The sequence below is a fragment of the Kosakonia sp. S42 genome (assembly GCF_016624785.1).
Taxonomy (GTDB): Bacteria; Pseudomonadota; Gammaproteobacteria; order Enterobacterales; family Enterobacteriaceae; genus Kosakonia; species Kosakonia cowanii.
On sequence record NZ_JACVTW010000001.1, the window covers coordinates 703343 to 726114 of the forward strand.

Annotated in this window: 17 protein-coding genes; 5 read left to right on the forward strand and 12 right to left on the reverse strand. The window is 58.8% G+C overall.

Annotation, left to right across the window (positions count from 1 at the left end; translation table 11 throughout):
- The first annotated feature begins 51 nt into the window (after positions 1-51).
- Genes fdnG through fdnI form a run of 3 tightly spaced genes read left to right on the forward strand, consistent with a single transcriptional unit; the run spans position 52 to position 4645 of the window.
- Positions 52-3099 (forward strand): formate dehydrogenase-N subunit alpha, encoded by a 3048-nt coding sequence (gene fdnG / locus IAE50_RS03355; protein ID WP_200579547.1) that lies wholly within the window; start codon positions 52-54, stop codon positions 3097-3099.
- 12 nt (positions 3100-3111) lie between these two features.
- A complete protein-coding gene (gene fdxH / locus IAE50_RS03360; protein ID WP_128482979.1) occupies positions 3112-3996 on the forward strand; it encodes a formate dehydrogenase subunit beta in 885 nt (294 codons plus the stop codon).
- Positions 3989-4645, forward strand: coding sequence for a formate dehydrogenase-N subunit gamma (gene fdnI, locus IAE50_RS03365; protein WP_200579548.1), 657 nt, complete (start codon positions 3989-3991; stop codon positions 4643-4645). Before fdxH ends, fdnI begins: the two co-directional genes overlap by 8 nt.
- A gap of 365 nt (positions 4646-5010) precedes the next feature.
- Here the strand turns inward: fdnI and IAE50_RS03370 are convergent, their stop codons facing one another.
- The gene (locus IAE50_RS03370; protein WP_200579549.1) at positions 5011-6195 is read right to left on the reverse strand and encodes an MFS transporter; all 1185 of its coding nucleotides are present in this window, start codon (positions 6193-6195) and stop codon (positions 5011-5013) included.
- A 108-nt stretch (positions 6196-6303) separates the two neighbouring features.
- Here IAE50_RS03370 and IAE50_RS03375 point away from each other — a divergent pair, with 108 nt between their 5' ends.
- Together IAE50_RS03375 and araJ are read left to right on the forward strand one after the other, a co-directional pair.
- Positions 6304-7215 (forward strand): LysR family transcriptional regulator, encoded by a 912-nt coding sequence (locus tag IAE50_RS03375; protein WP_200133503.1) that lies wholly within the window; start codon positions 6304-6306, stop codon positions 7213-7215.
- 118 nt (positions 7216-7333) lie between these two features.
- Positions 7334-8503 carry an MFS transporter AraJ gene (gene araJ, locus IAE50_RS03380; protein ID WP_200133504.1) on the forward strand — a complete coding sequence of 390 codons (1170 nt, stop codon included), beginning with the start codon at positions 7334-7336 and terminating at the stop codon, positions 8501-8503.
- A 326-nt stretch (positions 8504-8829) separates the two neighbouring features.
- Here the strand turns inward: araJ and IAE50_RS03385 are convergent, their stop codons facing one another.
- The 11 genes from IAE50_RS03385 to IAE50_RS03435 form a co-directional block, all read right to left on the reverse strand.
- On the reverse strand, positions 8830-9921 hold the full coding sequence (locus IAE50_RS03385) for an alkylhydroperoxidase domain protein (RefSeq protein ID WP_200579550.1): 1092 nt from the start codon (positions 9919-9921) through the stop codon (positions 8830-8832).
- Positions 9922-9930: 9 nt separating this feature from the next.
- Positions 9931-10920, reverse strand: coding sequence for a putative FMN-dependent luciferase-like monooxygenase (locus IAE50_RS03390; protein ID WP_200579551.1), 990 nt, complete (start codon positions 10918-10920; stop codon positions 9931-9933).
- Positions 10917-12524 carry an ABC transporter ATP-binding protein gene (locus IAE50_RS03395; protein WP_200579552.1) on the reverse strand — a complete coding sequence of 536 codons (1608 nt, stop codon included), beginning with the start codon at positions 12522-12524 and terminating at the stop codon, positions 10917-10919. Before IAE50_RS03395 ends, IAE50_RS03390 begins: the two co-directional genes overlap by 4 nt.
- Entirely contained in the window at positions 12521-13372 is an 852-nt protein-coding gene (locus tag IAE50_RS03400; RefSeq protein ID WP_042715343.1) for an ABC transporter permease, read from the reverse strand. The genes IAE50_RS03395 and IAE50_RS03400 overlap by 4 nt, the downstream gene beginning before the upstream one ends.
- The gene (locus IAE50_RS03405; RefSeq protein ID WP_200579553.1) at positions 13369-14313 is read right to left on the reverse strand and encodes an ABC transporter permease; all 945 of its coding nucleotides are present in this window, start codon (positions 14311-14313) and stop codon (positions 13369-13371) included. The genes IAE50_RS03400 and IAE50_RS03405 overlap by 4 nt, the downstream gene beginning before the upstream one ends.
- Before the next feature lie 10 nt (positions 14314-14323).
- Complete coding sequence (locus IAE50_RS03410; RefSeq protein ID WP_200579554.1) at positions 14324-15946, reverse strand: TIGR04028 family ABC transporter substrate-binding protein; 1623 nt, start codon at positions 15944-15946, stop codon at positions 14324-14326.
- A gap of 171 nt (positions 15947-16117) precedes the next feature.
- A complete protein-coding gene (gene adhP, locus IAE50_RS03415) occupies positions 16118-17128 on the reverse strand; it encodes an alcohol dehydrogenase AdhP (protein ID WP_200579555.1) in 1011 nt (336 codons plus the stop codon).
- A gap of 267 nt (positions 17129-17395) precedes the next feature.
- Positions 17396-19105 carry an ABC-F family ATP-binding cassette domain-containing protein gene (locus IAE50_RS03420; RefSeq protein ID WP_200579556.1) on the reverse strand — a complete coding sequence of 570 codons (1710 nt, stop codon included), beginning with the start codon at positions 19103-19105 and terminating at the stop codon, positions 17396-17398.
- Positions 19106-19411: 306 nt separating this feature from the next.
- The gene (locus IAE50_RS03425) at positions 19412-21115 is read right to left on the reverse strand and encodes an NAD-dependent malic enzyme (RefSeq protein ID WP_200579557.1); all 1704 of its coding nucleotides are present in this window, start codon (positions 21113-21115) and stop codon (positions 19412-19414) included.
- A gap of 258 nt (positions 21116-21373) precedes the next feature.
- On the reverse strand, positions 21374-21511 hold the full coding sequence (sra, locus tag IAE50_RS03430) for a stationary-phase-induced ribosome-associated protein (protein WP_023478646.1): 138 nt from the start codon (positions 21509-21511) through the stop codon (positions 21374-21376).
- 179 nt (positions 21512-21690) lie between these two features.
- Complete coding sequence (locus IAE50_RS03435) at positions 21691-22767, reverse strand: mannuronate-specific alginate lyase (RefSeq protein WP_200579558.1); 1077 nt, start codon at positions 22765-22767, stop codon at positions 21691-21693.
- Between the last annotated feature and the right edge of the window lie 5 nt (positions 22768-22772).

Consider the following 22772-nt stretch of genomic DNA (forward strand, 5'->3'; position numbering starts at 1 on the left):
GAAATGTTTAGTTTCCCCGCCGCAAGCGAAGATTGATTATTGAGGAAAGCAATGAACGTCAACCGCAGACAGTTTTTCCGTATCTGCGCGGGCGGGATGGCAGGAACCACGGTCGCTGCTTTAGGGTTCGCCCCGAAGATGGCGCTGGCTCAGACGCGAAATTATAAATTACTGCGCGCAAAAGAGACTCGAAACTCCTGTACGTACTGTTCCGTGGGTTGCGGGCTATTAATGTATAGCCTCGGCGATGGCGCAAAGAACGCCAGAGAAGCGATTTACCATATCGAAGGGGACCCGGATCATCCGGTCAGCCGGGGCGCGCTCTGCCCGAAAGGGGCGGGGCTGCTCGATTATGTCCACAGTGAAAACCGCCTGCGTTACCCCGAATACCGCGCGCCGGGCTCGGATAAATGGCAGCGCATCAGCTGGGATGAAGCGTTTAACCGTATCGCCCGCCTGATGAAAGCGGATCGCGATGCGCACTTTGTCGAAACCAACGACGCCGGGGTGAAGGTTAACCGCTGGCTCTCCACCGGTATGCTGTGCGCCTCGGCGGCAAGCAATGAAACGGGCATGCTGACGCAAAAATTTGTGCGCTCTCTCGGCATGCTGGCGGTAGATAACCAGGCGCGCGTCTGACACGGACCAACGGTAGCAAGTCTTGCTCCAACATTTGGTCGCGGTGCGATGACCAACCACTGGGTTGATATCAAAAACGCCAACGTGGTGATGGTAATGGGCGGCAACGCCGCTGAAGCCCACCCGGTCGGTTTCCGCTGGGCGATGGAAGCCAAAAATAACAATGACGCGACGCTTATCGTTGTCGACCCGCGCTTTACGCGCACGGCGTCGGTGGCGGATATCTATGCGCCGATCCGCTCCGGGACGGATATCACCTTCCTCTCCGGCGTGCTGCGCTATCTGATCGAAAACAACAAGATCAATGCGGAATACGTCAGACACTACACCAACGCCAGCCTGCTGGTGCGGGATGACTTTGCCTTCGAAGAGGGCTTGTTCAGTGGCTACGATGCTGAAAAACGGCAGTACGACAAAACGACGTGGAACTATCAGTTTGATGATAACGGCTATGCGAAACGCGATGAGACGCTGACTCATCCGCGCTGTGTCTGGAACCTGCTCAAACAGCATGTCGATCGCTACACTCCGGAGACGGTGGAGAATATCTGCGGTACGCCAAAAGCGGACTTCCTGAAAGTGTGCGAGGTGCTCGCCTCGACCAGCGCCGTAGACAGAACCACGACGTTCCTCTACGCGCTGGGCTGGACGCAACACACTGTCGGTGCGCAGAACATCCGCACCATGGCGATAATCCAGCTGCTGCTCGGCAATATGGGCATGGCCGGCGGCGGGGTTAACGCCCTGCGCGGTCACTCCAACATTCAGGGGCTGACGGATCTGGGTCTGCTTTCGACCAGCCTGCCGGGTTACCTGACGCTGCCGTCGGAAAAACAGACCGATCTGCAACAGTACCTGGCGGCGAACACGCCGAAAGCGATGTTGCCCGATCAGGTGAACTACTGGAGCAACTATCCGAAGTTCTTCGTTAGCCTGATGAAATCGTTCTATGGCGATGCGGCGCAAAAAGAGAACGACTGGGGCTTCGACTGGCTGCCGAAGTGGGATCAATCCTACGACGTCATCAAATATTTCAACATGATGGCGAAGGGTGAAGTAACCGGCTACATCTGCCAGGGCTTTAACCCGGTAGCCTCGTTCCCGGATAAGAACAAGGTTGTCAGCACCCTCAGCAAGCTGAAGTACATGGTGGTGATCGATCCGCTGGTCACCGAGACCTCCAGCTTCTGGCAGAACCACGGGGAGATGAACGACGTTGACCCGTCGGCGATTGCGACGGAAGTGTTCCGTCTGCCCTCCACCTGTTTTGCCGAGGAGGATGGTTCGATTGCCAACTCTGGGCGCTGGCTGCAGTGGCACTGGAAAGGGCAGGATGCACCGGGCGAAGCGCTCAACGACGGCGAGATCCTGGCGGGCATTTACCACCGTATGCGCGCAATGTACCGCACGGAAGGCGGTAAAGGCGCGGAGCCGCTGCTCAATATGTCCTGGCACTACAGCCAGCCGCATAACCCGCACTCCGAAGAGGTGGCAAAAGAGAACAACGGCTACGCGCTGGAAGATCTCTATGACCCCAACGGTCAACTTCTGGCGAAGAGAGGCCAGTTGCTGAACAGCTTTGCGCTGCTGCGTGATGATGGCTCCACCGCCTCGTCGTGCTGGATCTATGCGGGCAGCTGGACCGAGCAGGGCAACCAGATGGCAAACCGTGATAACGCCGACCCGTCGGGGCTGGGCAATACGCTCGGCTGGGCCTGGGCGTGGCCGATGAACCGCCGGGTGCTCTATAACCGCGCGTCGGCGGATTTCATGGGCAAACCCTGGGATGCGAAACGGATGCTGATCCAGTGGAACGGTGCGAAGTGGGTCGGGAATGACATTCCGGACTACAACACCGCGCCGCCGGGAAGCAATACCGGGCCGTTTATCATGCAGCAGGAAGGGATGGGGCGTCTGTTTGCGCTCAATAAACTTGCCGAAGGACCTTTCCCGGAGCACTACGAACCGGTGGAGACGCCGCTCGGCACCAACCCGCTGCACCCGAACGTGATCTCCAGCCCGGTGGTGCGTATTTACGCAGAGGATGTGAAGCGTATGGGGAAAAAAGAGCACTTCCCTTATGTCGGCACTACCTATCGTCTGACGGAGCACTTCCACACCTGGACCAAGCACGCGCGGCTTAACGCCATTGCCCAGCCGGAGCAGTTTGTTGAAATCAGCGAAACACTGGCCGCAGCAAAAGGCATCCGCAATGGCGATCGCGTTAAGGTCAGCAGCCAGCGCGGTTTCATTCGCGCGGTGGCGGTGGTCACGCGACGTCTGCAAACCCTGCAGGTGCACGGTCAGCAGGTTGAAACCGTGGGCATTCCGCTGCACTGGGGCTTTGAAGGCGTGGCGCAGAAGGGGTATATCGCCAACACCCTGACGCCTAACGTCGGCGATGCGAACTCGCAAACGCCGGAATATAAAGCGTTTTTGGTCAATATCGAGAAGGCGTAAGGGCGCGACATTATGGCTATGGAAACTCAGGACATTATTAAACGCTCTGCGACCAACCCTGTCACGCCGCCGCCAAAGGCGCGAGACTATAAAGCGGAGGTTGCCAAACTCATCGATGTCTCCACCTGTGTGGGCTGCAAAGCCTGCCAGGTGGCCTGCTCGGAGTGGAACGATATTCGCGACGAGGTAGGGCACTGCGTCGGGGTCTATGACAACCCCGCCGATCTCAGCGCCAAATCCTGGACGGTGATGCGCTTTAGCGAAACCGAGCAGAACGGCAAGCTGGAGTGGCTGATCCGCAAAGATGGCTGCATGCACTGCGCGGAGCCAGGCTGCCTGAAGGCGTGCCCCTCTGCCGGCGCAATCATTCAGTACGCGAACGGTATCGTCGACTTCCAGCAGGAGAACTGCATCGGCTGCGGCTACTGCATCGCCGGGTGTCCATTTAATGTCCCGCGCCTCAGTAAAGAGGATAACCGGGTCTATAAATGTACGCTCTGCGTCGATCGCGTCAGCGTCGGCCAGGAGCCCGCCTGCGTGAAGACCTGCCCGACTGGCGCTATTCATTTCGGCACCAAAAGGGAGATGCTGGAGCTTGGCGAGCAGCGCGTTGAGAAGCTGAAAGCGCGCGGTTACAGCAATGCGGGTATCTACAATCCGCAGGGCGTGGGCGGCACCCATGTGATGTATGTGCTGCATCATGCCGATAAGCCAGCGCTCTATCACGAACTGCCCAACGATCCGCATATCGACACGGCGGTCGGGCTGTGGAAAGGGGTATTGAAACCGCTGTCGGCGGCAGGCTTCCTTGCCACGTTCGCCGGGCTGATTTACCACTACATTGGCATCGGCCCCAATAAAGAGGTGGATGACGAAGAGGACGATCATCATGAGTAAGTCGAAAATGATTGTGCGGACTAAATTTATCGACCGCGCCTGTCACTGGACGGTGGTGATCTGCTTCTTTCTGGTGGCGCTCTCCGGCATCTCCTTCTTCTTTCCGACGCTGCAGTGGCTGACGGAAACCTTCGGTACACCACAGATGGGGCGCATTCTGCATCCCTTCTTCGGTGTGGTGATCTTCCTGGCGCTGATGTTTATGTTCGTGCGCTTCGTGCATCACAACATCCCGGACAAGAAGGACTGGCCGTGGGTGAAAAATATCGTTGAGGTACTGAAGGGCAACGAGCACAAAGTGGCGAAGGTCGGCAAGTATAATGCCGGGCAGAAGATGATGTTCTGGACCATTATGAGCATGACGACCGTGCTGCTGGTCACCGGTGTGGTGATCTGGCGCCCGTATTTTGCCCACTACTTTCCGATACAGGTCATTCGCTACAGCCTGCTGCTGCACGCGACCTCGGCGATTATTTTGATCCACGCCATCCTGATCCATATGTATATGGCTTTCTGGGTCAAAGGCTCGATCAAAGGCATGATCGAGGGCAAAGTGAGCCGCCGCTGGGCGATGAAGCACCATCCGCGCTGGTATCGCGACGTCGAACGTCTCGAAGCGAAAAAAGAGAGTACGGAAGGCATTAAGTAATGCGTTTACCGCTCCGGCATCCTGTCCGGAGCGGTTTTTTAGCTGCACCCCGTCGCGCTTTACTCCCGTTTTGCCGCGCGACTCAACGCAACATAATCTTCTCTTTTCTCCATCCATTCCCATCATCTCCTCCCTGGTTTTGTGCAGCGAAAATTAGCAATCCGCCATCATGCAAACAACGTCCTTTCTTCAGGCTTATGCCGAAATTGCGAGGTCGCTTCCTGAATAAAGCAACGCCATGCAAACGGTGAAAATCTTTGCGAGGCATCTTCCAGAATCCTGCATTCCCTTTGGTTTTCCTGGTGACGGCGCGCGGCGTTATGACGATGATGGCGCCCGGCGAAGAGCGTGCCGGGCGCTTTTTGTTATGGGTGCGACACTGCGCTACGCAAGGCCAGCTTCCTCTGCAACAGCGGCACCAGCAGAGGAAACAGAAGGGCGCTGAGGGCGCAAACTATCAGTAATGGCTTAAGGGCCTCGAGGGTCAGCGCTCTGGCGGAGAGCAGCCACGAAGAGAGTGAAAATGCGGCGGTGGTGGCGAGATGCATCAGCGCCGTTTGCAAGGAGCCAAATCCCGCGCGTTGCGCATTATCCGGGAACTGCAGGGTGAGCACCGATGAGGAGACCAGGCGGCTATAGGCCCCTGAGAGAAACAGCACCATAAAAAGCCAGGCATTAGAGCAGTGCAGTGCGGGGATCAGCAGGCTGGCAACGAACAGGGCGCTGGAGGTCAGCGCCAGCGCCAGGGCGGTATAGCGTTGCGTGAGCAGGCCGGTAAACCGGGTCGCGAGATACCCGGCGATACCACCGGCAAAAAAGAGCCAGGCAAGCTCCGTGACCGTTGCGCCAAGCAGCTGCAACAGCGGCACCAGTACAGGAATGAGCAGCATTGGGCTGAACTGTACCAGCGCATTGCCGGAGGCGAAGAGCAGCGTCTGCGCATCAAGGGTGATCTTCTGGCGTGGGCCTGAGCAGCCCTGCTGGGCGGGAATGACGCACACAGTCAGCACCAGCGCCACAAGGCAGCAGGCGCTGATTGAGAGCAGTGAGGTTTTCCACCCCCAGCGGGAGCAGATAAACAGCACCGCTGGCATGCCGACAATGCTGATCATGGAAAACGCGGCGATCACCGTCGACACCATCTTGCCGCGTAGCTGCGCTGGTGCGGCGTTGATCAGCAGGCTGGTCGCCACCCCCATTGTCGTGCCGCCGACCAGCCCGGCAAAAAAGCGCAGCGCCAGCAGCACGCCAAAGTGGGTGGTGAGTGTCGTCATAAGAGTCAATATGCACAGCAGCGCCATATTGCCGATTAAAAAGCGCTGCTGATTGATTGCGCCGATGAAGTAGAACGCGATCGCTCCAGAGAACATCGCGGCGAAGGTGTAGGCCGCAGAGACATAGCCGGAGAAGGCGAGCGGCACTGCAAAGGACGGGGCCATAAAGGCGAATATTGGATTGAAGGCCATATATTCCAGCGCGTTAGCGAACTGGATAAAGGAGACAACGATGGCCATGCTGGTAAGCATCCGGGAGGCGTTTTGTTGTGACATAAGTAACGAGTAAACCTGTAAAAAAGAGGAACAGGCACTCTAATACCTGGCACTTTTGAGAATAAGACGGTAAAAGTGACCGTCATTGTTATCAAAAATGGGATAAATATGCGGACAGGGCTGGATTTTACCGCGTTGAAGATCTTCTGTGCGGTGGTGGATAAAGGAAGTTTTGTGGCGGCGGCGAAGGCGCTGACCATGCCGACATCGAACGTCAGCCGGACGGTTGCCCGGCTTGAAGAGATGCTCAACGTGCAGCTTATTGAGCGCACAACCCGGCACCGGAAGCTGACGCCGTCCGGGCAGCTTCTCTATACGCGCTCAAAGCCGCTGCTTGAGTCGCTGGAGCAGACGGAGGCGGAGTTGATGTCGCGGCAGGTGCAGCTAAAGGGTCCGCTACGCATTTGCATTCCGAGCGAGATGGGGCCAGCGCTGCTCGGCGATCTGCTGGCGGATTTCGCCTGCCGTTACCCGGAACTGGAGATCAGCTGCATAACCAATCTCTCCGGCTTCGAATCCCTGCGCGAAGAGGTGGATCTCGCCGTTATCGTCACCCGTGGAGATCTGGATGACAGCGATTACATTGCCCGGCCACTGGCGACGTTTCCCTGCACCATTGTGGCTGCGCCTGCGCTAATTGAACGCTTCGGCCTGCCGGTTTCCATCCGCCAGTTTGAAAACTTACCCTGCATTACCACCGTCAGCGCGCTGAATGGCGCGGCCTGGCAATTTGTCGATGCCGCGGGTAAGCATGAGGTGGTCAACGTGAAAGGGCATTACCGCGTCAACAGTGGTGAGATGGCCTTCAAAGCTGCGCTTGCAGGAGTGGGATTCGCCATCCTGTCAAAACAGGCCTGCCAGCAGCCGATTAATGAGGGGCGTCTGGTAGAGATCGTTTTCCCGCAGGCAGCAGCGCCGCTGCGTCTGGTTGCCATCTACTCAAGCCGCCGCTATCTGCCGGTCAAAACGCGGGCGTTGATTGATTTTCTGCAGCAGGGGCTGCAAAGCCCCGCAGATTAAGCAGGGGCAGAAAAACTGTATTCATGGATTAAAACGTCAGCGGACGGGTTTCAACTGGTCTGCCTTACGCGAATGGTCAATAATGCCCGTCGCAAACTTTTAACAAGTGGTTAGTGGTATGAAAAAAACGGTTTTTTCGTTGGCACTTGCGACCTTTGGTCTTGGGATGGCTGAGTTCGGTATTATGGGCGTGTTGACCGAGCTTGCGAATAACGTGGGGATCTCGATTCCGTCTGCGGGGCATATGATTTCTGCCTATGCAGCGGGTGTGGTGATTGGCGCGCCGATCATGGCGATGTTCTCCAACCGCTTCTCGCTGAAAAATGTGCTGCTCTTTCTGGTGGCGCTCTGCTTTGTCGGCAATACGATTTTCACCTTCTCCAGCGCATATCCGATGCTGGTGATTGGTCGGTTAATCTCGGGTTTTCCACACGGCGCTATCTTTGGCGTCGGTGCCATTATCCTCTCGAAAATCGCGCCGCCGGGCAAAGTGACGATGGCGGTGGCCGGGATGATCGCCGGGATGACCGTCGCTAACCTGATCGGTATTCCACTCGGTACGTGGATCGGCCATCTCTTTAGCTGGCGCTACACCTTTGTGCTGATCTCGCTCTTCTTTGTACTGGTGATGGTGTCGGTCATTTTCTGGGTGCCGAGCCTGTATGACACTGCGCCGACCCGCCTGAGCGAGCAGTTTCACTTTCTGAAGAAACCGGAGCCGTGGCTGATCTTCGCCGCTACCATGTTCGGCAATGCCGGGGTGTTTGCCTGGTTCAGTTACGTGAAACCCTTTATGGTGAGCGTCTCCGGCTTTTCACAAAATGCCATGACGCTGATTATGATGCTGATGGGGCTGGGAATGGTGCTGGGGAACATGTTCAGCGGCAGAGTGTCGGCGCGATTCAGCCCGATACGCATTGCGGCAGCGACCGAACTGGTGATCATGCTGGCGATGGTGGCGCTATTCTTCCTCGGCGATAGCAAAGCGGGGGCGCTCTCGTTGGGCTTTATCTGCTGTGCCGGGCTATTTGCGCTCTCTGCGCCGCTGCAAATCATGCTGCTGCAAAATGCGAAGGGTGGCGAAATGCTGGGTGCCGCAGGTGGGCAGATGGCGTTTAATTTCGGTAACGCTGTGGGAGCCTGGTTTGGCGGGCTGATTATTGCTTTTGGCTTTAGCTATAACTATCTGGCGCTGCCAGCGGCGGTGCTGACCTTTGCCGCGCTTACCTCGCTGCTGATTTATAACCGTCGCATCACCAGACACCAGGCAGAAGTGGTGACAGTGTAACGCAACGCCGGATGGCGGCTCTGCCTTATCCGGCCTACGGGTGCTGGTTTGGGTGGGCGATGCTCGGTGATGAAACGCCGGATGGCGGCTTCGCCTTATCCGGCCTGCGGGTGCTGGTTTGAATGGGTGAGGCTCGGTGATAAAACGCCGGATGGCGGCTTTGCCTTATCCGGCCTACGGGTGCAGGTTTGGGTGGGCGATGTTCGGTGATGAAATGCCGGATGGCGGCTTTGCCTTATCCGGCCTACGGGAGATAAAAGGTTGCGGGGTTTCGTAGGTCGGATAAGCGCAGCGCCATCCGACACGAAGCTACGGCAGGAACGATTCTACGGCAGGAACGGTTCGCCCAGGGTTAACATCAGCCGATTGGCCCAGGCAAAAAAGGCGGTGGACTGAATAAGATCCAGCTGCTCAAGCGTATCCAGCCCCTCGCTTTCAAGGCGTGATATATGGTCACTGGTCAGCGCTGGCGGGGTCACGGAGAGCGCGGCGGCGGCGTCAATTTCCGCCTGCCAGCGTGCTGATTGCCCCTCATGCAACGCGCTGCCTGGCGCCACCGCCAACAACGTCTCTACGGCGTTATCCTCCTTTGATAACTGACTGGTTTTGCGTGCGTGTACTGAGGCGCAGTAGATACAGCCATTCACCTTACTTGCGACCGTCGCGGCCAGTTCGCGCTCGGCACGCGGCAGCCCACCGGGCGTATAAAAGATCCCTTTATCCGTCAGCGTGCGCTGCTCAAGCACCGGCAGGTTGCGCCCCAGCAGACGAAAATAGTCAGAATTGCTGTGGCCAAACCTGGCGAGAACGGCCTGCTCATCCACACTGAACTCTTCCAGCGGTTTTGCGGCGATCCATGGCTCCCAGCCCAACTCCTGCTGCGTGAAACGCACCGGCGCCGCTTTGCCGCTTCGCGTTTGCGCGTTTGTGTGCCAGCTGCCTGCGACAACAGGGGCGTCATTATGCAATACCGGCTTGCCATTCAGGAGACGCAGCCCGGCAAGCAGGCGGCTCTGAAAACTGACAAAGGCGATCAGTTGCGCCAGCGTAACGATATTTTCCGCACTCCAGCCCGCGGCCTGCAGGCTGTTTAGCGCCTCCGGCGTCGCTTTAACCGGCGAGAAGGTGAGCAGGCGCGCAAACTCAATCGCGGGTGCCAGCTGTGCTGACGTCGGATCGGTCAGACCCAGGCCCGCATAGTGCGCGGCGAGATCGTCCGCGTTATGCCATTTCGCCACCTTGGCCGCCACGCTAAAGCGCGCCTCGGCAGAAAAGGTTTCATCATGGGTGGTAAAAAGTGCGTCGTAGCTGCCTTGCGCATGTCGCGTTGCTGCCTCGCGGGTCTGGCGGGCGGCGGCGAGGGCAGATGACGGGGCAATCCCGGCAAGATCGGCGAGAATGTCGTGACGTAAGCTCATGGTGACTCCTTATAAAATATGCGGCGCAATATGCCCGGCAATCAGTTCAATAGAACGCAGCGTGTCCGGATGGGAAGGCTCCACCGAGTGCACCTGGAAAGAGATATCCGTGGCACGAAGCAGCACGGAATCCTGCCGGAGCGAGGCGAGAACGGTCTGCGGATCGCCAATATGCGCGTCGAACTGCTGGATATAATCCGTGACGTTGTCACCGATAAGGGCATGACCTGCGGCGCGATGCTGCTCTGCCTGACGGGTCAAACCCGGCGTGGCGACCTGAAGCGCATACGCAGTGGTATCAGCAACAAACGCGGTGCGGGAGGCGAGAATGCGCGGCGCAACGCCAGCTGGCAGGGCATCAAGATAGGCATCGACTATCGGATTCTGAATCTCATCCAGCCTTGAGCCAGGTTTATCAGCAGGGCGCGGCTGCGTGCGCGAGAGCATCAAACCGTGCCCGGCCCGTGCGGCACGCACCGCGCCCTCAATGGAAAAGGTCGCGATCCAGACCCGCTCCGTCAGTTGTGGTGCCGGCGGGTAAAGGTGATTATCCGGATGGGCGAGCGAATCGCCGCGCCAGGCGCTCTGAATCAGATGCAGTGACTCTTCAAATACCGCGGCACGTTGATCAATCGTCAGGCCAAATGGCAGAAACGATGTCGGCGTGCCGCCGGAACCAAAGCCGACTTCCAGCCGCCCGTCCGCCAGCAAGTCCAGTACCGCCGCGTCCTCCGCCACGCGCAGCGGATTTTCCAGCGGCAGGGTGATGATCGCCGTACCGAGGCGAATGGTCTGCGTATGCGCCGCGGCATGGGCGAGGAAAAGCAGCGGCGAGGGTAATCCACCCTCATGCTCATGAAAGTGGTGCTGGGCGATCCACGCACTGTCAAAGCCGTGACGCTCAGCGTGGCGGATCTGCTCTGTCGCCAGGCGATAGCGCTCTTTGGGCGGCGCGTTATCCAGTAGACGGGTAAAAAAGCCCAGGCGTTTTCGCGTCATGCGAACTCCTCCGTAGCGGGTTGAAAATGGGGAATGGCGTCAATAAGCTCGCGGGTGTAAGCATCCTGCGGTGCGGCAAACAGCGCCTCGACGCTGCCGTGCTCAACCACGCGACCGTTGCGCAGTACCGTGAAGCTGTGCCCGATACGCCGTACCGTCGCCAGGTCATGGGTGATAAACAGATAGGTCAGCCCCAGTTGCTGCTGAAGTTGTTGAAGCAGGGCGAGGATCTGCGCCTGCACCGTCACATCCAGCGCGGAGGTGGCTTCATCCAGCACCAGAATGGAGGGCTCCAGAATCAAGGCGCGCGCAATCGCCACACGCTGGCGCTGCCCGCCAGAGAGTTCACGGGCGCGGCGGCTCAGAAGTTCAACGGGTAAGGCAACCCGACCGGCGACCGCCTCGACCCGCGTTCTGCGTGTCGCTTTATCCACCGGCGCGAAATTTTTCAGCGGCTCTTCGATGATTTCAAACAGCGTCTGGCGTGGATCGAGCGAGGCGAAGGGGTTCTGATAAACGAACTGGATCTCGCGTCGCAGCTGGCGTCGCGCCTCGCGGTTCAGGTGCGTCACGTCACTGCCGTTAATCACCACCGTTCCGCTGTCCGCCTGCTCGAAACCAAGCAGAATACGCGCCAGGGTGGTTTTTCCGGAGCCGGATTCGCCCACCAGCGCATGGGTGCTGCCGCGGCGTACCTCAAAACTTACCGCCTCCAGCGCCTGCAAAGTATGGCCTTTGCCCAGCGAAAACTGTTTTGCGATCCCCTGCAGGCGAATCGCCGGGGGGGCGAGAGGATCGCCGGACACCGGGGCGATGGTCAGCGCCTCGCCGCGTACATCGCTGAGCAACTGTCGCGTATAAGGGTGGCGCGGTGCGCGAAGGACAACGCTGGTATCCCCGTGCTCCTGGATCTCACCATTGCGAAACACCAGCAACCGGTCGGCGCGTTCGGCGGCCAGTGCCAGGTCATGGGTGACAAACAGCACTGCAGTGCCCGATTCGCGCCGCAGCGTGTCCAGCAGATCGAGGATCCGTTTTTGTACCGTGACGTCGAGGGCGCTGGTCGGCTCATCGGCAATAATCACTTCCGGTTGCAGCGCAATGGCGATGGCAATCAACACACGCTGCTTCATACCGCCGGAGAGCTGATGAGGATATTGCGCCATGCGCTGCTCCGGGTGACTCAGCCCCACTTTTTGCAACAGCGAGAGCACCTGCGCGTTGCGCTCGGCAGCGCTCAGGTGGCGGTGCAGGCGCAGCACTTCGCCGACCTGCTCGCCAATAGTTTTTACCGGATTGAGGGCGTTACCCGGATCCTGCGGCACCAGGCTTATGCGCGCGCCGCGCAGGCTGTCGAGACGCTTCGCCGACCAGTGGCTGATGGTTTCGCCATTGAGCACGATCTCGCCCCGATCGCGGCGGGCATTCTCCGCCAGCAGGCCAATGATCGCCTGCGCGGTGGTGGTTTTCCCCGAGCCGGATTCACCGACAAATGCCAGCATCTCGCCGCGCTTCAGGCTGAAGCTGACGTTATGCACCACTTCACGCCATGCCTGCCCGGTGCGGTAGCTGAGGGTCAGATTTTCTACGGACAGAAGCGTCATGCGTGGCCTCCACTGAGCTGACGACTGATGCGGTTGACGGCCAGCACCACCATGATCACCACCAGCCCCGGGAAGGTCGTCAGCCACCAGGCGGTAGATAAGTAGTTGCGCCCTTCGGCGATCAGCAATCCCCACTCCGGTACCGGCGGCGGGGTACCGTAACCCAGAAAGCTAAGGGTCGAGAGCGCCAGGATGGCCTGACCAAACTGCAGGGTGGCAAAGGCCACCACGGCGGTAAGCGAATTGGGCAAAATATGCCGCCACACCACTGTCCAGAAGGTGCCGCCGCTGCCCCAGGCCGCTTCGACATAATCGGTGTGGCGAACGCGCACCACTTCGCCGCGTGCGAGCCGCGCGAAGCTGGCAACAGAGGCGACGCCGACAGCGATGGCCGCATTCACCGTTCCGAAGCCCAGCAAAATGATCACCGTCAGGGATAAGAGCAGGGACGGGATGGCGAGCAGCACATCCACCAGACGCATCAGGATCGACTCCACCCGACCGGCAAACGCGCCGGCCAGCACACCGATCAGCGTGCCCACCACCAGCCCCATGGTGACGGCGGCCAGCGCGGCGGAGAGCGAGTGCCTGGCACCATAAACAATCCGGGCATAGAGATCGCGACCCAACTGGTCGGTGCCGAGCCAGTGCCCGGCCTGCGGCGCAAGCCGCTGCGCACCGGCGATGCCTTCTTCCGGGTTCCAGCCGGTGAACAGCGCAGGGAAAAAGGCGGCCAGCAGCGCCGCAATGAGAACCAGCCACGCAAGCCATAAGCCCGGTTGCCAGCGCAACGGGCTGCGTAGCGGTGTGCGTTTTTGGGCCGCCGCCGCATAATCAACCAGACTCATGACGCGCCTCCGGTGACCGTTTGCAACCGCGGGTCAAACCACGGCATCAGTAAATCTACCAACAGATTGATCAGCACAAAGCCGAGTGCGGAGATCATCACTACCGCCTGTAGCACCGCAATATCCTGATTATTGACCGCCTGCTGCGTAAGCTGGCCCAGCCCGGCACGACCAAACACGGTTTCGGTGATCAACGCGCCAGCAATCAGTTCGCCGAGCAGCAAACCGGCGATATTGAGCACCGGCAGCAGGGCGTTGCCCAGCACATGCCGCCATAACACGCCGGTTTCGCTCATCCCTTTTGCCCGCGCCACGCCGACAAAGGGCTGAACCGACACCTGATCGATGCTGCGCATCAGGATCTGCGCCAGCGGCGCGGAGATCGGGATCGCCACGGTGATAATCGGCAGGATCAGCCCCTGTAGCGGCGTCGGGTTAATCACCGGAATCAGCCGCAGCTGGAAGGAAAAAAGCTGAATAAGGGCGATGCCGAGCCAGAAGGTCGGCAGCGAGATAAAGAGCACCGGCAGGGACTGGAACACGTTGCTCAGCCAGCGCAGCGCCGGTAAGCGCGAGGCGACCGCCAGCGTAAAGGCCAGCACCGCCGCCAGTAAGAAGGCGGGCAGCGCCAGTGTCAGGGTGTCGGGCAGGTTACTGGCGATCAGCTCGCTCACCGGCACCCCGGCCTGTACGGAGTAACCAACATCGCCGCGCAGCATGGCAAACAGCGTGTGGAAATATTGCTGCCACAGCGGGCTATCCGCGCCGTAAGCAACCCGCATCTCCTCGATTTGCGCCGGGCTGAGGCCCAGATCCGGGTTCTGAAATTTAATCAGTACCGCATCGCCGGGCAGCACCTGGAGCAGAAAAAAGGAGAGGGTAAAGGCGGCCCATAATACCAGCAGCCCTTGCCCGACGCGTCGCAGCAGATAGTGGCTCATCGCGATCCCCTTATTCTTTCTCGATCCAGGCGCCATAGAATGAGGGGCGTCCGACGGCTTCAAAGGCAACGCCTTTCACCGATGGCGCACCGGCAAACACCTGCGGCTCTTCAAAGATAGGGATCACATACGCGTTATCGAGAAGATAGCGCTGCGCATCGCCGGTGAGTTGCAGCCGTTTTTGCGGGTCAACTTCGGCTGAAATCGCCGTCAGCTTGTCATTAAGCTGGTCGTCGCGGAAATTCTTCACTTTGTCGCTGGAGCCGCCTTTTTGCAGCAGCGCATCGCGGTTGGCCGGGAAGAACATACTTTTCACCACGTCCGGGTCGGCGCGGCCCACTTCAGAAACGGTTAAGGGCGTTTTCAGCGGGTCGAGGTTATCCAGCGTGCGGCTGCCGGCATCGCCTGCTTTTACGCTCAGAGCCACGCCGACCTGTTTCCACTGTTGCGCCACCAGTTGCAGCACCTCTTTGTTTTGCGGCTGCGGCAGCGACTCATACACCGTCAGCGCCAGCCGCTGGCCCTCTTTTGCACGCACGCCGTCCGCGCCAGTTTTCCAGCCTGCTTCATCAAGCAGCTGGTTAGCTTTTGCCGGGTCAAACGCCAGTTTGTCGCTGAGGTTGACATACCCGGCGGCGGAGGCCGCGATCACCGAGGTGGCCTGCGGATAGTTGCGGGAGAAGAGGGTTTCAACCACCTGCTTTGCATTGGTGGCATGCAGCAGCGCCTGACGTACGCGCAGGTCGGCGACCAGCGGGTTGTCCGGGCGGAAACTGAGGCTGTCATTAACGCCGCGCGTCGGCGCCGCATAGATGGTAAAGCCCTGGTCGATGGCCTGCTTCTCGTCGTAGGCCTGAACCTGGCGGATAAACCCGGCCTGGCCTGCCAGCAGCGCGCCAATGCGCACGCTATCTTCCGGCGTGACAATGATTTTTATGCCGTCGAGATTGGCCGGGCCTTGCTGAGCGATATTTTTCGGCCCCCAGCGGTAATCTTTACGCGCCGTGAGGGTCACTTCACGGCCGAGTTTCTCATCGCTGACCACAAACGGCCCGGAGCCAATAATATGCCGGGCGTCGCCCAGCGAATCGAAGCTGCGTTGCAGCGTGCTAAGGGAGACCAGCCCGGATCCGATGGTCGCCGTTCCCTGCAGGAACCCCGGCGAGGGCTTTTTAAAGTAGAACTTCACGGTGTGCGCATCGATCACTTCACTGTGGTCGTAGTTGTTGATCACCTCTGAGACCGGCAGGCGCTGCGCTTTATTCCCCAGCCCGTAGGTATCGAAGTTTTTCGCCACCGCTGCCGCATCCAGCGGCGTGCCATCGGAGAAGGTCACGCCGGGACGAATTTTGAAGGTGTACTCCGTTTTGTCGGCGTTGCTGCTCCAGCTTTCGGCGATCCACGGCTCCACCTCCAGTGTTTTGGGGTTCTGCCAGGTGAGTTTGTCGGTAATTTGATTGAGGATGCCGCCATTCGGGTAGAAACCGCCCGCCGGGGGGTAGAGGTTGGTGTGTGCCTGCTGCTCAAGATAGATCAGCGTGCCGCCTTTAACCGGCGTTTGCGCTGCCTGGCTCAGCAACGGAGCAGCCGCGATCAACGCCGCTAACAGCGGTCTACGAAAAGGGAAGCGCATGGTGAATTCCTTTGTTATCTCTTGTTTTAACGTCGCCTTCATCATCCGGGGAGCGTCAGAACAAGGGAACAAAGGAAATGAGATAAGCTTTTCAGAAAAGCGCAAAACAGCGGGGATGGGGAGGCAAGCGTAAGAGCGGTGCAGGGCGCGAACACCCTGCACCGTGCGCGATCAATGACGTAAGTCGATCACCATACGGCCACGGATCTGGCCCTGCTCCATCTCTTTAAAGATGGCGTTGATATCTTCCAGCGGGCGCAGCGCCACTTTCGGCACCACTTTCCCTTCGGCGGCAAACTGGAAGGCTTCGGTAAGATCCTGACGGGTACCGACCAGCGAACCCACCACCTGGATGCCGTCCAGCACCAGGCGCGGAATATCGAGGCTCATCGCTTCCGGCGGCAGACCAACGGCGATCACGCGTCCACCGGCGCGAACGGCGTCGACCGCTGAGTTAAAGGCCGCTTTCGCCACGGCGGTAACTACGGCCGCATGCGCGCCGCCGGTTTTCTCCTGCACCACTTTCGCCGCATCTTCGCTGCGCGAGTTGATGGTCAGATCGGCGCCCATGCTGGCGGCAAGCTTAAGCTGCTCGTCATTCACATCAATGGCGATCACTTTGGCATTGAAGACATTTTTCGCGTACTGCAACGCCAGGTTGCCGAGGCCGCCCAGGCCATAAATCGCGATCCACTGGCCCGGCTTAATCTGTGACACCTTCACCGCTTTATAGGTGGTGACACCCGCACAGGTGATGCTGCTGGCTTCCGCGGAGCCGAGGCCGTCCGGCACTTTTACCGCGTAATCCGCTACCACAATGCACTCCTGCGCCATACCTCCATCGGCAGTGTAACCGGCGTTGACCACTTCGCGGCACAGGGTTTCATTGCCGCTGTTGCAATATTCACAGTGGCCGCAGCCCTGGAAGAACCACGCAACAGAGGCGCGATCGCCTGGTTTCAGCGAGGTGACGCCTTCGGCAATCTCCGTGACGATGCCAATCCCTTCATGACCGAGGATCACCCCGGTCTTGTCGCCAAAATCACCATTTTTAACATGCAGATCGGTGTGGCATACGCCGCAACACTCCATTTTCAGCAGCGCTTCGCCATGTTTCAGCGGGCGCAGCGTCTTCTCTGCAATAGCAACCTGGTGATCCTGAGTAACAACGGCAGCTTTCATCTTTAATCTCCTTGCTGGCAAAAGAACGGTGAAGCGCTATCGCCTCATCCCTCAATACCCCTTAAGAGTTAATGGTTTAGGAAAGGGATTCAATAGCCTGGCAACAGAATGACATACTTTGCCGCCATTACCCTTATATCAGGTAGGGTAAATGGCGAGTAATCAAACAGTTAATGTGGTTACAAAACGTGCTGCAAAGATGTCATGAATATGTGGGAAATATGAAAAAAGGCACCTTACGGTGCCTTTGAAGGAGAGATAAAACGGCTACAACAGCAAGCGAAGACGGGCGATCTCGTCGCGCCACTGCGCCTGCAAGTGAGGTTTTTGATGCTTCTCTTTACGCGCCAGATCCTCCTCCAGCCGCGTTTCCAGATCGATTAGCCGCTCCAGCAGAGCGTCATCATCGTCCGGTGCCGCAGCGGCGCAGGATTGCGTGTTAACCGCCGCAACCGGCGAGCCAGCGCGTTCGCGCAGACGGGCAAATACCGCGTCGGCATCATGCCACTCGCTCAGTTCGCCATCTTCCACCAGCCAGAAACGGTTACAGCTCTGGCTTATCAACTGCCGGTCGTGGCTCACCAGCAGCACGCCGCCGCTGAACTGCGTTAACGCCTGCGCCAGCGCCTCTTTGCCCGCCATATCAAGGTGGTTGGTCGGCTCATCGAGCATCAGCAGGTTAAAGCGCGCCAGCGACAGCCCGACAAAGAGCAGCCGCGAGCGCTCGCCGCCGCTGAGTGTTGCCACACGCTGGCCGTGACGAGAAAAGGCAAAACCGGCGCTGATCAAGGCCATTTTCCTGTCACCGGGCGCCGGGGCGAAAGGCTCCAGCGCGTCGAACAGGGTCGACTCGTCCGGCAACTGGTGCAGGCTCTGATCGTAATACCCGGCATGCAGCCGCGGATGCAGGCGCAGAGCCTCATGTTCCGGCTGGTGGTAAACCTGCCAGATAAGCCTCAGCAGGGAGGATTTCCCGCAGCCGTTACGCCCGAGCACCGCCACCCGATCGCCGCTTTTCAGGCGGGCAAGCGGGATGCGGAACAGCGCAGGCAACCCCGGCGCGGGGGAGACCGCCAGGTTCTCCATCTCCAGCAAGCGGTCAGCCGCTAAGGGTTCGCCATGCAGCGCCAGCCGCCACTGGCTGCCGTCGGTCAGCTCCGTCTGGCTCGCTTTCAGGCGATCCACCTGGCGTGCCATCTGTTTTGCTTTACGCGCCAGATCTTCGTTGTCGTAGACGCGACCCCATGTCGCCAGCCGTTTGGCGCTGGCGGTCACACGGTCAATCTCCTTCTGCTCCGCTTTGTGGCGCAGGGCATCGCTCTCATCCCGCTCCTCAAGCGCTTTGCGCGCCAGAGTGCAGGGCAAGGCGAAACCGTGCAGCGTATGGTCGCGCAGGATCCACGTGCCGTTGGTGACGGCATCCAGCAGCGCGGCGTCGTGGGAGACCATCACAAAACTGCCGGACCAGCTTTGCAGAAACTGCTCCAGCCACAGCAGAGTGGGTAGATCAAGGTGGTTGCCTGGCTCATCCAGTAACAGCAGGTCGGGTTCGCGGATCAGCGCCCGCGCCAGCAGCAGGCGGGTGTGTTGCCCGCCGCTCAGCGTCGCCGCCGTTAAGGCAATCTCCTGCTCGTTCAACCCCATCGTGGCGAGCAGCGATTCTGCGCGCCAGCGCTGGGTTTCCCGTTCAGCAGAGGGGAGCTGCGCCAGTACCGCATCGAGCAGCGTCATTGACAACAGTTCATCGGGGAGGTGTTGCTCCACGCGCGCCAGCAGGCAGTGATGCGCCTGTGTCACCATACCGGAAAGCGGGGAGATCGTGCCATCAAGCACCTTCAGCAGGGTACTTTTGCCGCAGCCATTGTCGCCAATAAGCCCAAGGCGATCGCCCTTTTTCAGGGTAAAGGAGAGGTCAGAAAACAGCGGACCGAAGGCGGTCTCAACACGGATTGATTGTGCAGATAGTAGTGTGCTCATTGCTTACTCAAGAGTTACAGGCGTGAAAACGCCTCGTCAAACATCGCTGACGACAACCCGGTAAGCCCGAGGGAAGGGAGAGTTATGCTTCGCTCAAGCAGAGGTTATCGCAGCACGATACCGGTAACGCTTGAGCTGGCGCGATCGCCAAATGCATGTGAAAAGTCAAACAATTCACAATACAGCATAGGTAGCCTCCTTTTTTATATTCAGTAAGTTGATGGGTGAAAAGGAGTTTAGCGAGGAAGTGAATGATTTACCAGCAACAAAAAACCCGGAGCAGCGTGCTCCGGGTTGCGGGGAGAGTTAAATCGAGGTACGGCGATAGTTGCGGTACTGCGGCTCCCAGAAGTTGTCATCAATGGCCTGCTTCAGCGCTTCCGGGGAGGTTTTCACCGCCACGCCTTGCTGCTGCGCCATTTTGCCAACGGCAAAGGCAATCGCGCGCGACACCACCTGAATATCTTTCAGTTCCGGCAGCACCAGCCCTTCGCCATTCAGCAGCAGCGGCGAGTACTCGGCCAGCGTTTCACTTGCCGCCATCAGCATATCGTCAGTGATACGCGACGCGCCGGAGGAGATCACACCAAGGCCAATGCCCGGGAAGATATAGGCGTTGTTGCACTGGGCAATCGGGAAGACTTTATCCTGAAACTGCACCGGGGCAAACGGGCTGCCGGTGGCAACCAGCGCCATGCCGTTGGTCCAACTGATGATGTCCTGCGGCGTTGCTTCCACCCGCGAAGTCGGGTTGGAGAGCGGCATTACGATCGGGCGCGGGCAGTGTTTGTGCATCTCACGGATAATCTCCTCCGTGAACAGCCCGGTCTGGCCTGAGACGCCAATCAGGATATCCGGCTTCACGTTGCGCACCACATCAAGCAGGGAGATCGCTTCGTTCTGCACGTTGATATCCCAGTTTTGCAGGTTTTCGCGCTTCTGGACTAATCCGGTCTGGAACGGCAGCAGGTTTGGCATGCCGTCGGTCAGCAGGCCGAAACGGTCAACCATAAAGACTTTCTGGCGCGCGGCTTCTTCGCTAAGGCCTTCACGCTGGGTCTGGGCGATGATCTGCTCGGCGATACCGCAGCCAGCGGAACCGGCCCCGAGGAAGACAATTTTCTGATCGCTGAGCTGGCTGCCCGCCGCGCGGCTGGCGGCAATCAGTGTCCCGACGGTGACGGCGGCCGTGCCCTGAATGTCATCGTTAAAGGAGCAGATCTCATCCCGGTAGCGGTTCAGCAGCGGCATGGCGTTTTTCTGGGCGAAATCTTCGAACTGCAACAGCACGTCCGGCCAGCGCTGTTTCACCGCCTGGATGAACTCATCCACAAAGGCGTAGTACTCATCGCCGGTAATGCGCGGATGGCGCGAGCCCATATAGAGCGGATCGTTGAGCAGTTGCTGGTTGTTGGTGCCGACATCCAGCACCACTGGCAGGGTGTAAGCCGGGCTGATGCCGCCGCAGGAGGTGTAGAGCGACAGCTTACCGATAGGAATGCCCATCCCGCCAATGCCCTGGTCGCCAAGGCCGAGGATGCGCTCGCCGTCGGTGACCACAATCACTTTGATATTGTGGTTCGGCACGTTTTGCAGGATGTCATCCATGCTGCCGCGGTTTTGCCAGGAGATGAACACACCGCGCGCGCGGCGGTAGATATCTGAGAAGCGTTCGCACGCCCAGCCGACCGTCGGGGTGTAGATCACCGGCATCATCTCTTCAAGATGATTTTCGACGAGGCGGTAGAAGAGGGTTTCGTTGGTGTCCTGAATGTTACGCAGGTAAATGTGTTTATCGATATCGGTCTTGAAGCCCTGATACTGCAACCAGGCGCGCTCGGCTTGCTCTTCAATGGTTTCCACCACTTCCGGCAGCAGGCCCAGCAGGTTGAAACTGCTGCGCTCTTCAACGCTGAAGGCGCTACCTTTGTTCAGCAGGGGAAACTCGAGCAACACGGGTCCTGCGTAGGGGATATACAGTGACCGATTCTTATTATGTTTGGCATTCATCTAACAGCTCCTTGAGAAACGAACGCGCGCACGGGGGGTGAGGTCGCACGCGGGTACAGCGGCGGGCGCAATTATAAAGCATTGAATGAGCAAATACTTCCCGATTGACCTATTCGTTGATTGAATTTTTATCAACTTTCCTGGTAAGCGGCATGTGAGGAGCTGAAATGTGATGCTGGCGGCATAAAAGAGAAGAGGGAGTAACGCGGAGTAAAGCCCGGATAAACACCACCCCGCAGGGTGGTGTGGGAGTGGGTCTTAACCCGCGCGGCGATGACGGCCGGAGCGGTGGGAGACAACGGTCTCCTCGTTGTTGTCTTTGGTGACAACCTTACGGGTGTTCGACACTTTGTAATCCAGTCCCATAAGATGACGTGCCTGACGGTTCGATTTCATGCTTACTCCTTAATCCAGTTGCGTGTTTCAAGGACAAGCCCGGTAAATGGCCGGGCGAAATACAATCACATCATTGCAAGGTATGTTTCCATACCGAAAGATTATCCTCGGCTATCGCTGCGCAAATCTCAACCCTGATGGGCACTTTTAAGAACAGTCTCGCTGACCTGTGCGCCACATCACGCTTTTGGCCCGACTAGCAGCGTCAGCGGCCCACCGAGGCGCCTGTTTTGCAGTGGTCGCAGGCTGGCGAGCCGCGCGCGCAGATCGTTATCGCAGGTTGAGAGCTGGCACCAGGCCTCCAGCCAGGCAAGATTTGTCGGGTGCTGCAAAAAGGCCATATCCTGCTGAGCGCCGCTTCTGTCGGTGAAGGGTTGCGGGTTATCCAGCCCGGCAATCACCTGCGTGGCAAGCCGCTGTAACGCAGCCCTATTCTCCTGAGGCATATCGACGCCGTTGGCACGGGCGAAAAGGGCGATCATCACCAGCGGTTGCAGGGCGTAATTGTGATAAGCCAGCGCCCGCTGGCGGCGACGCAGTTCATTAGGCAGAAAGCCGTCGGCATCAATCTGGTTCATAGCGGTGCGGTAGATCGCCAGGGACTGGTCAAAGAGATCCTGCCGCCCGGTTGCTACCGAGGTTGCCATTAACGCCCAGGCCGCCCAGTAGCTGTGATTATTGACCTTGCTTTGTGGCAAATCCCGCCATTCGCTGGCGGTTAAATCCCCCATCTTGCCCAGCCAGCGGGTGATGTTTTGCGTCTGCGTGGGCCAGGCGTTCAGCGGATGGCTTGCTGAAAATTGCAGCTGAAGCCAGCTTGATGAGAAGGTGGCCAGCGCCCATTTGCGCATCGATTTGCCGGTGTGGTTTCGCGCCTCGCCGAGCAGCGCCCCGGCCGTAGCCCAGCGATTGAGCGCGGTGACAACACAGGAAACATCGCGGGCATCGCCGCTGCGGTGCCAGGCGGTGATTTGCGCGCTGACGAATTTTTCCATATCGGCGATGGCGCGAGTTTGCTGGTGGAAAGCCGCTTCCGCCTGCGGATTGAGCGTGGCGCGGGCGCTGTCTGAACCTTCATATTTACTGCGAAAATCGAGTGCGCCGGTAAAGGGCGGTGGTGCGTCGGGGCAGGAGACGGTTTTAGCCAGCGTATGTGTTGCCGGGGGCTGGCTAAAGCCTGCGGGGGGAATAAGGTGGGCGGCGTGGGTTGCCGCTGTAAAGAGGATAAAGATCAGCCCTGCGCGCAGAAACACCATGCTAC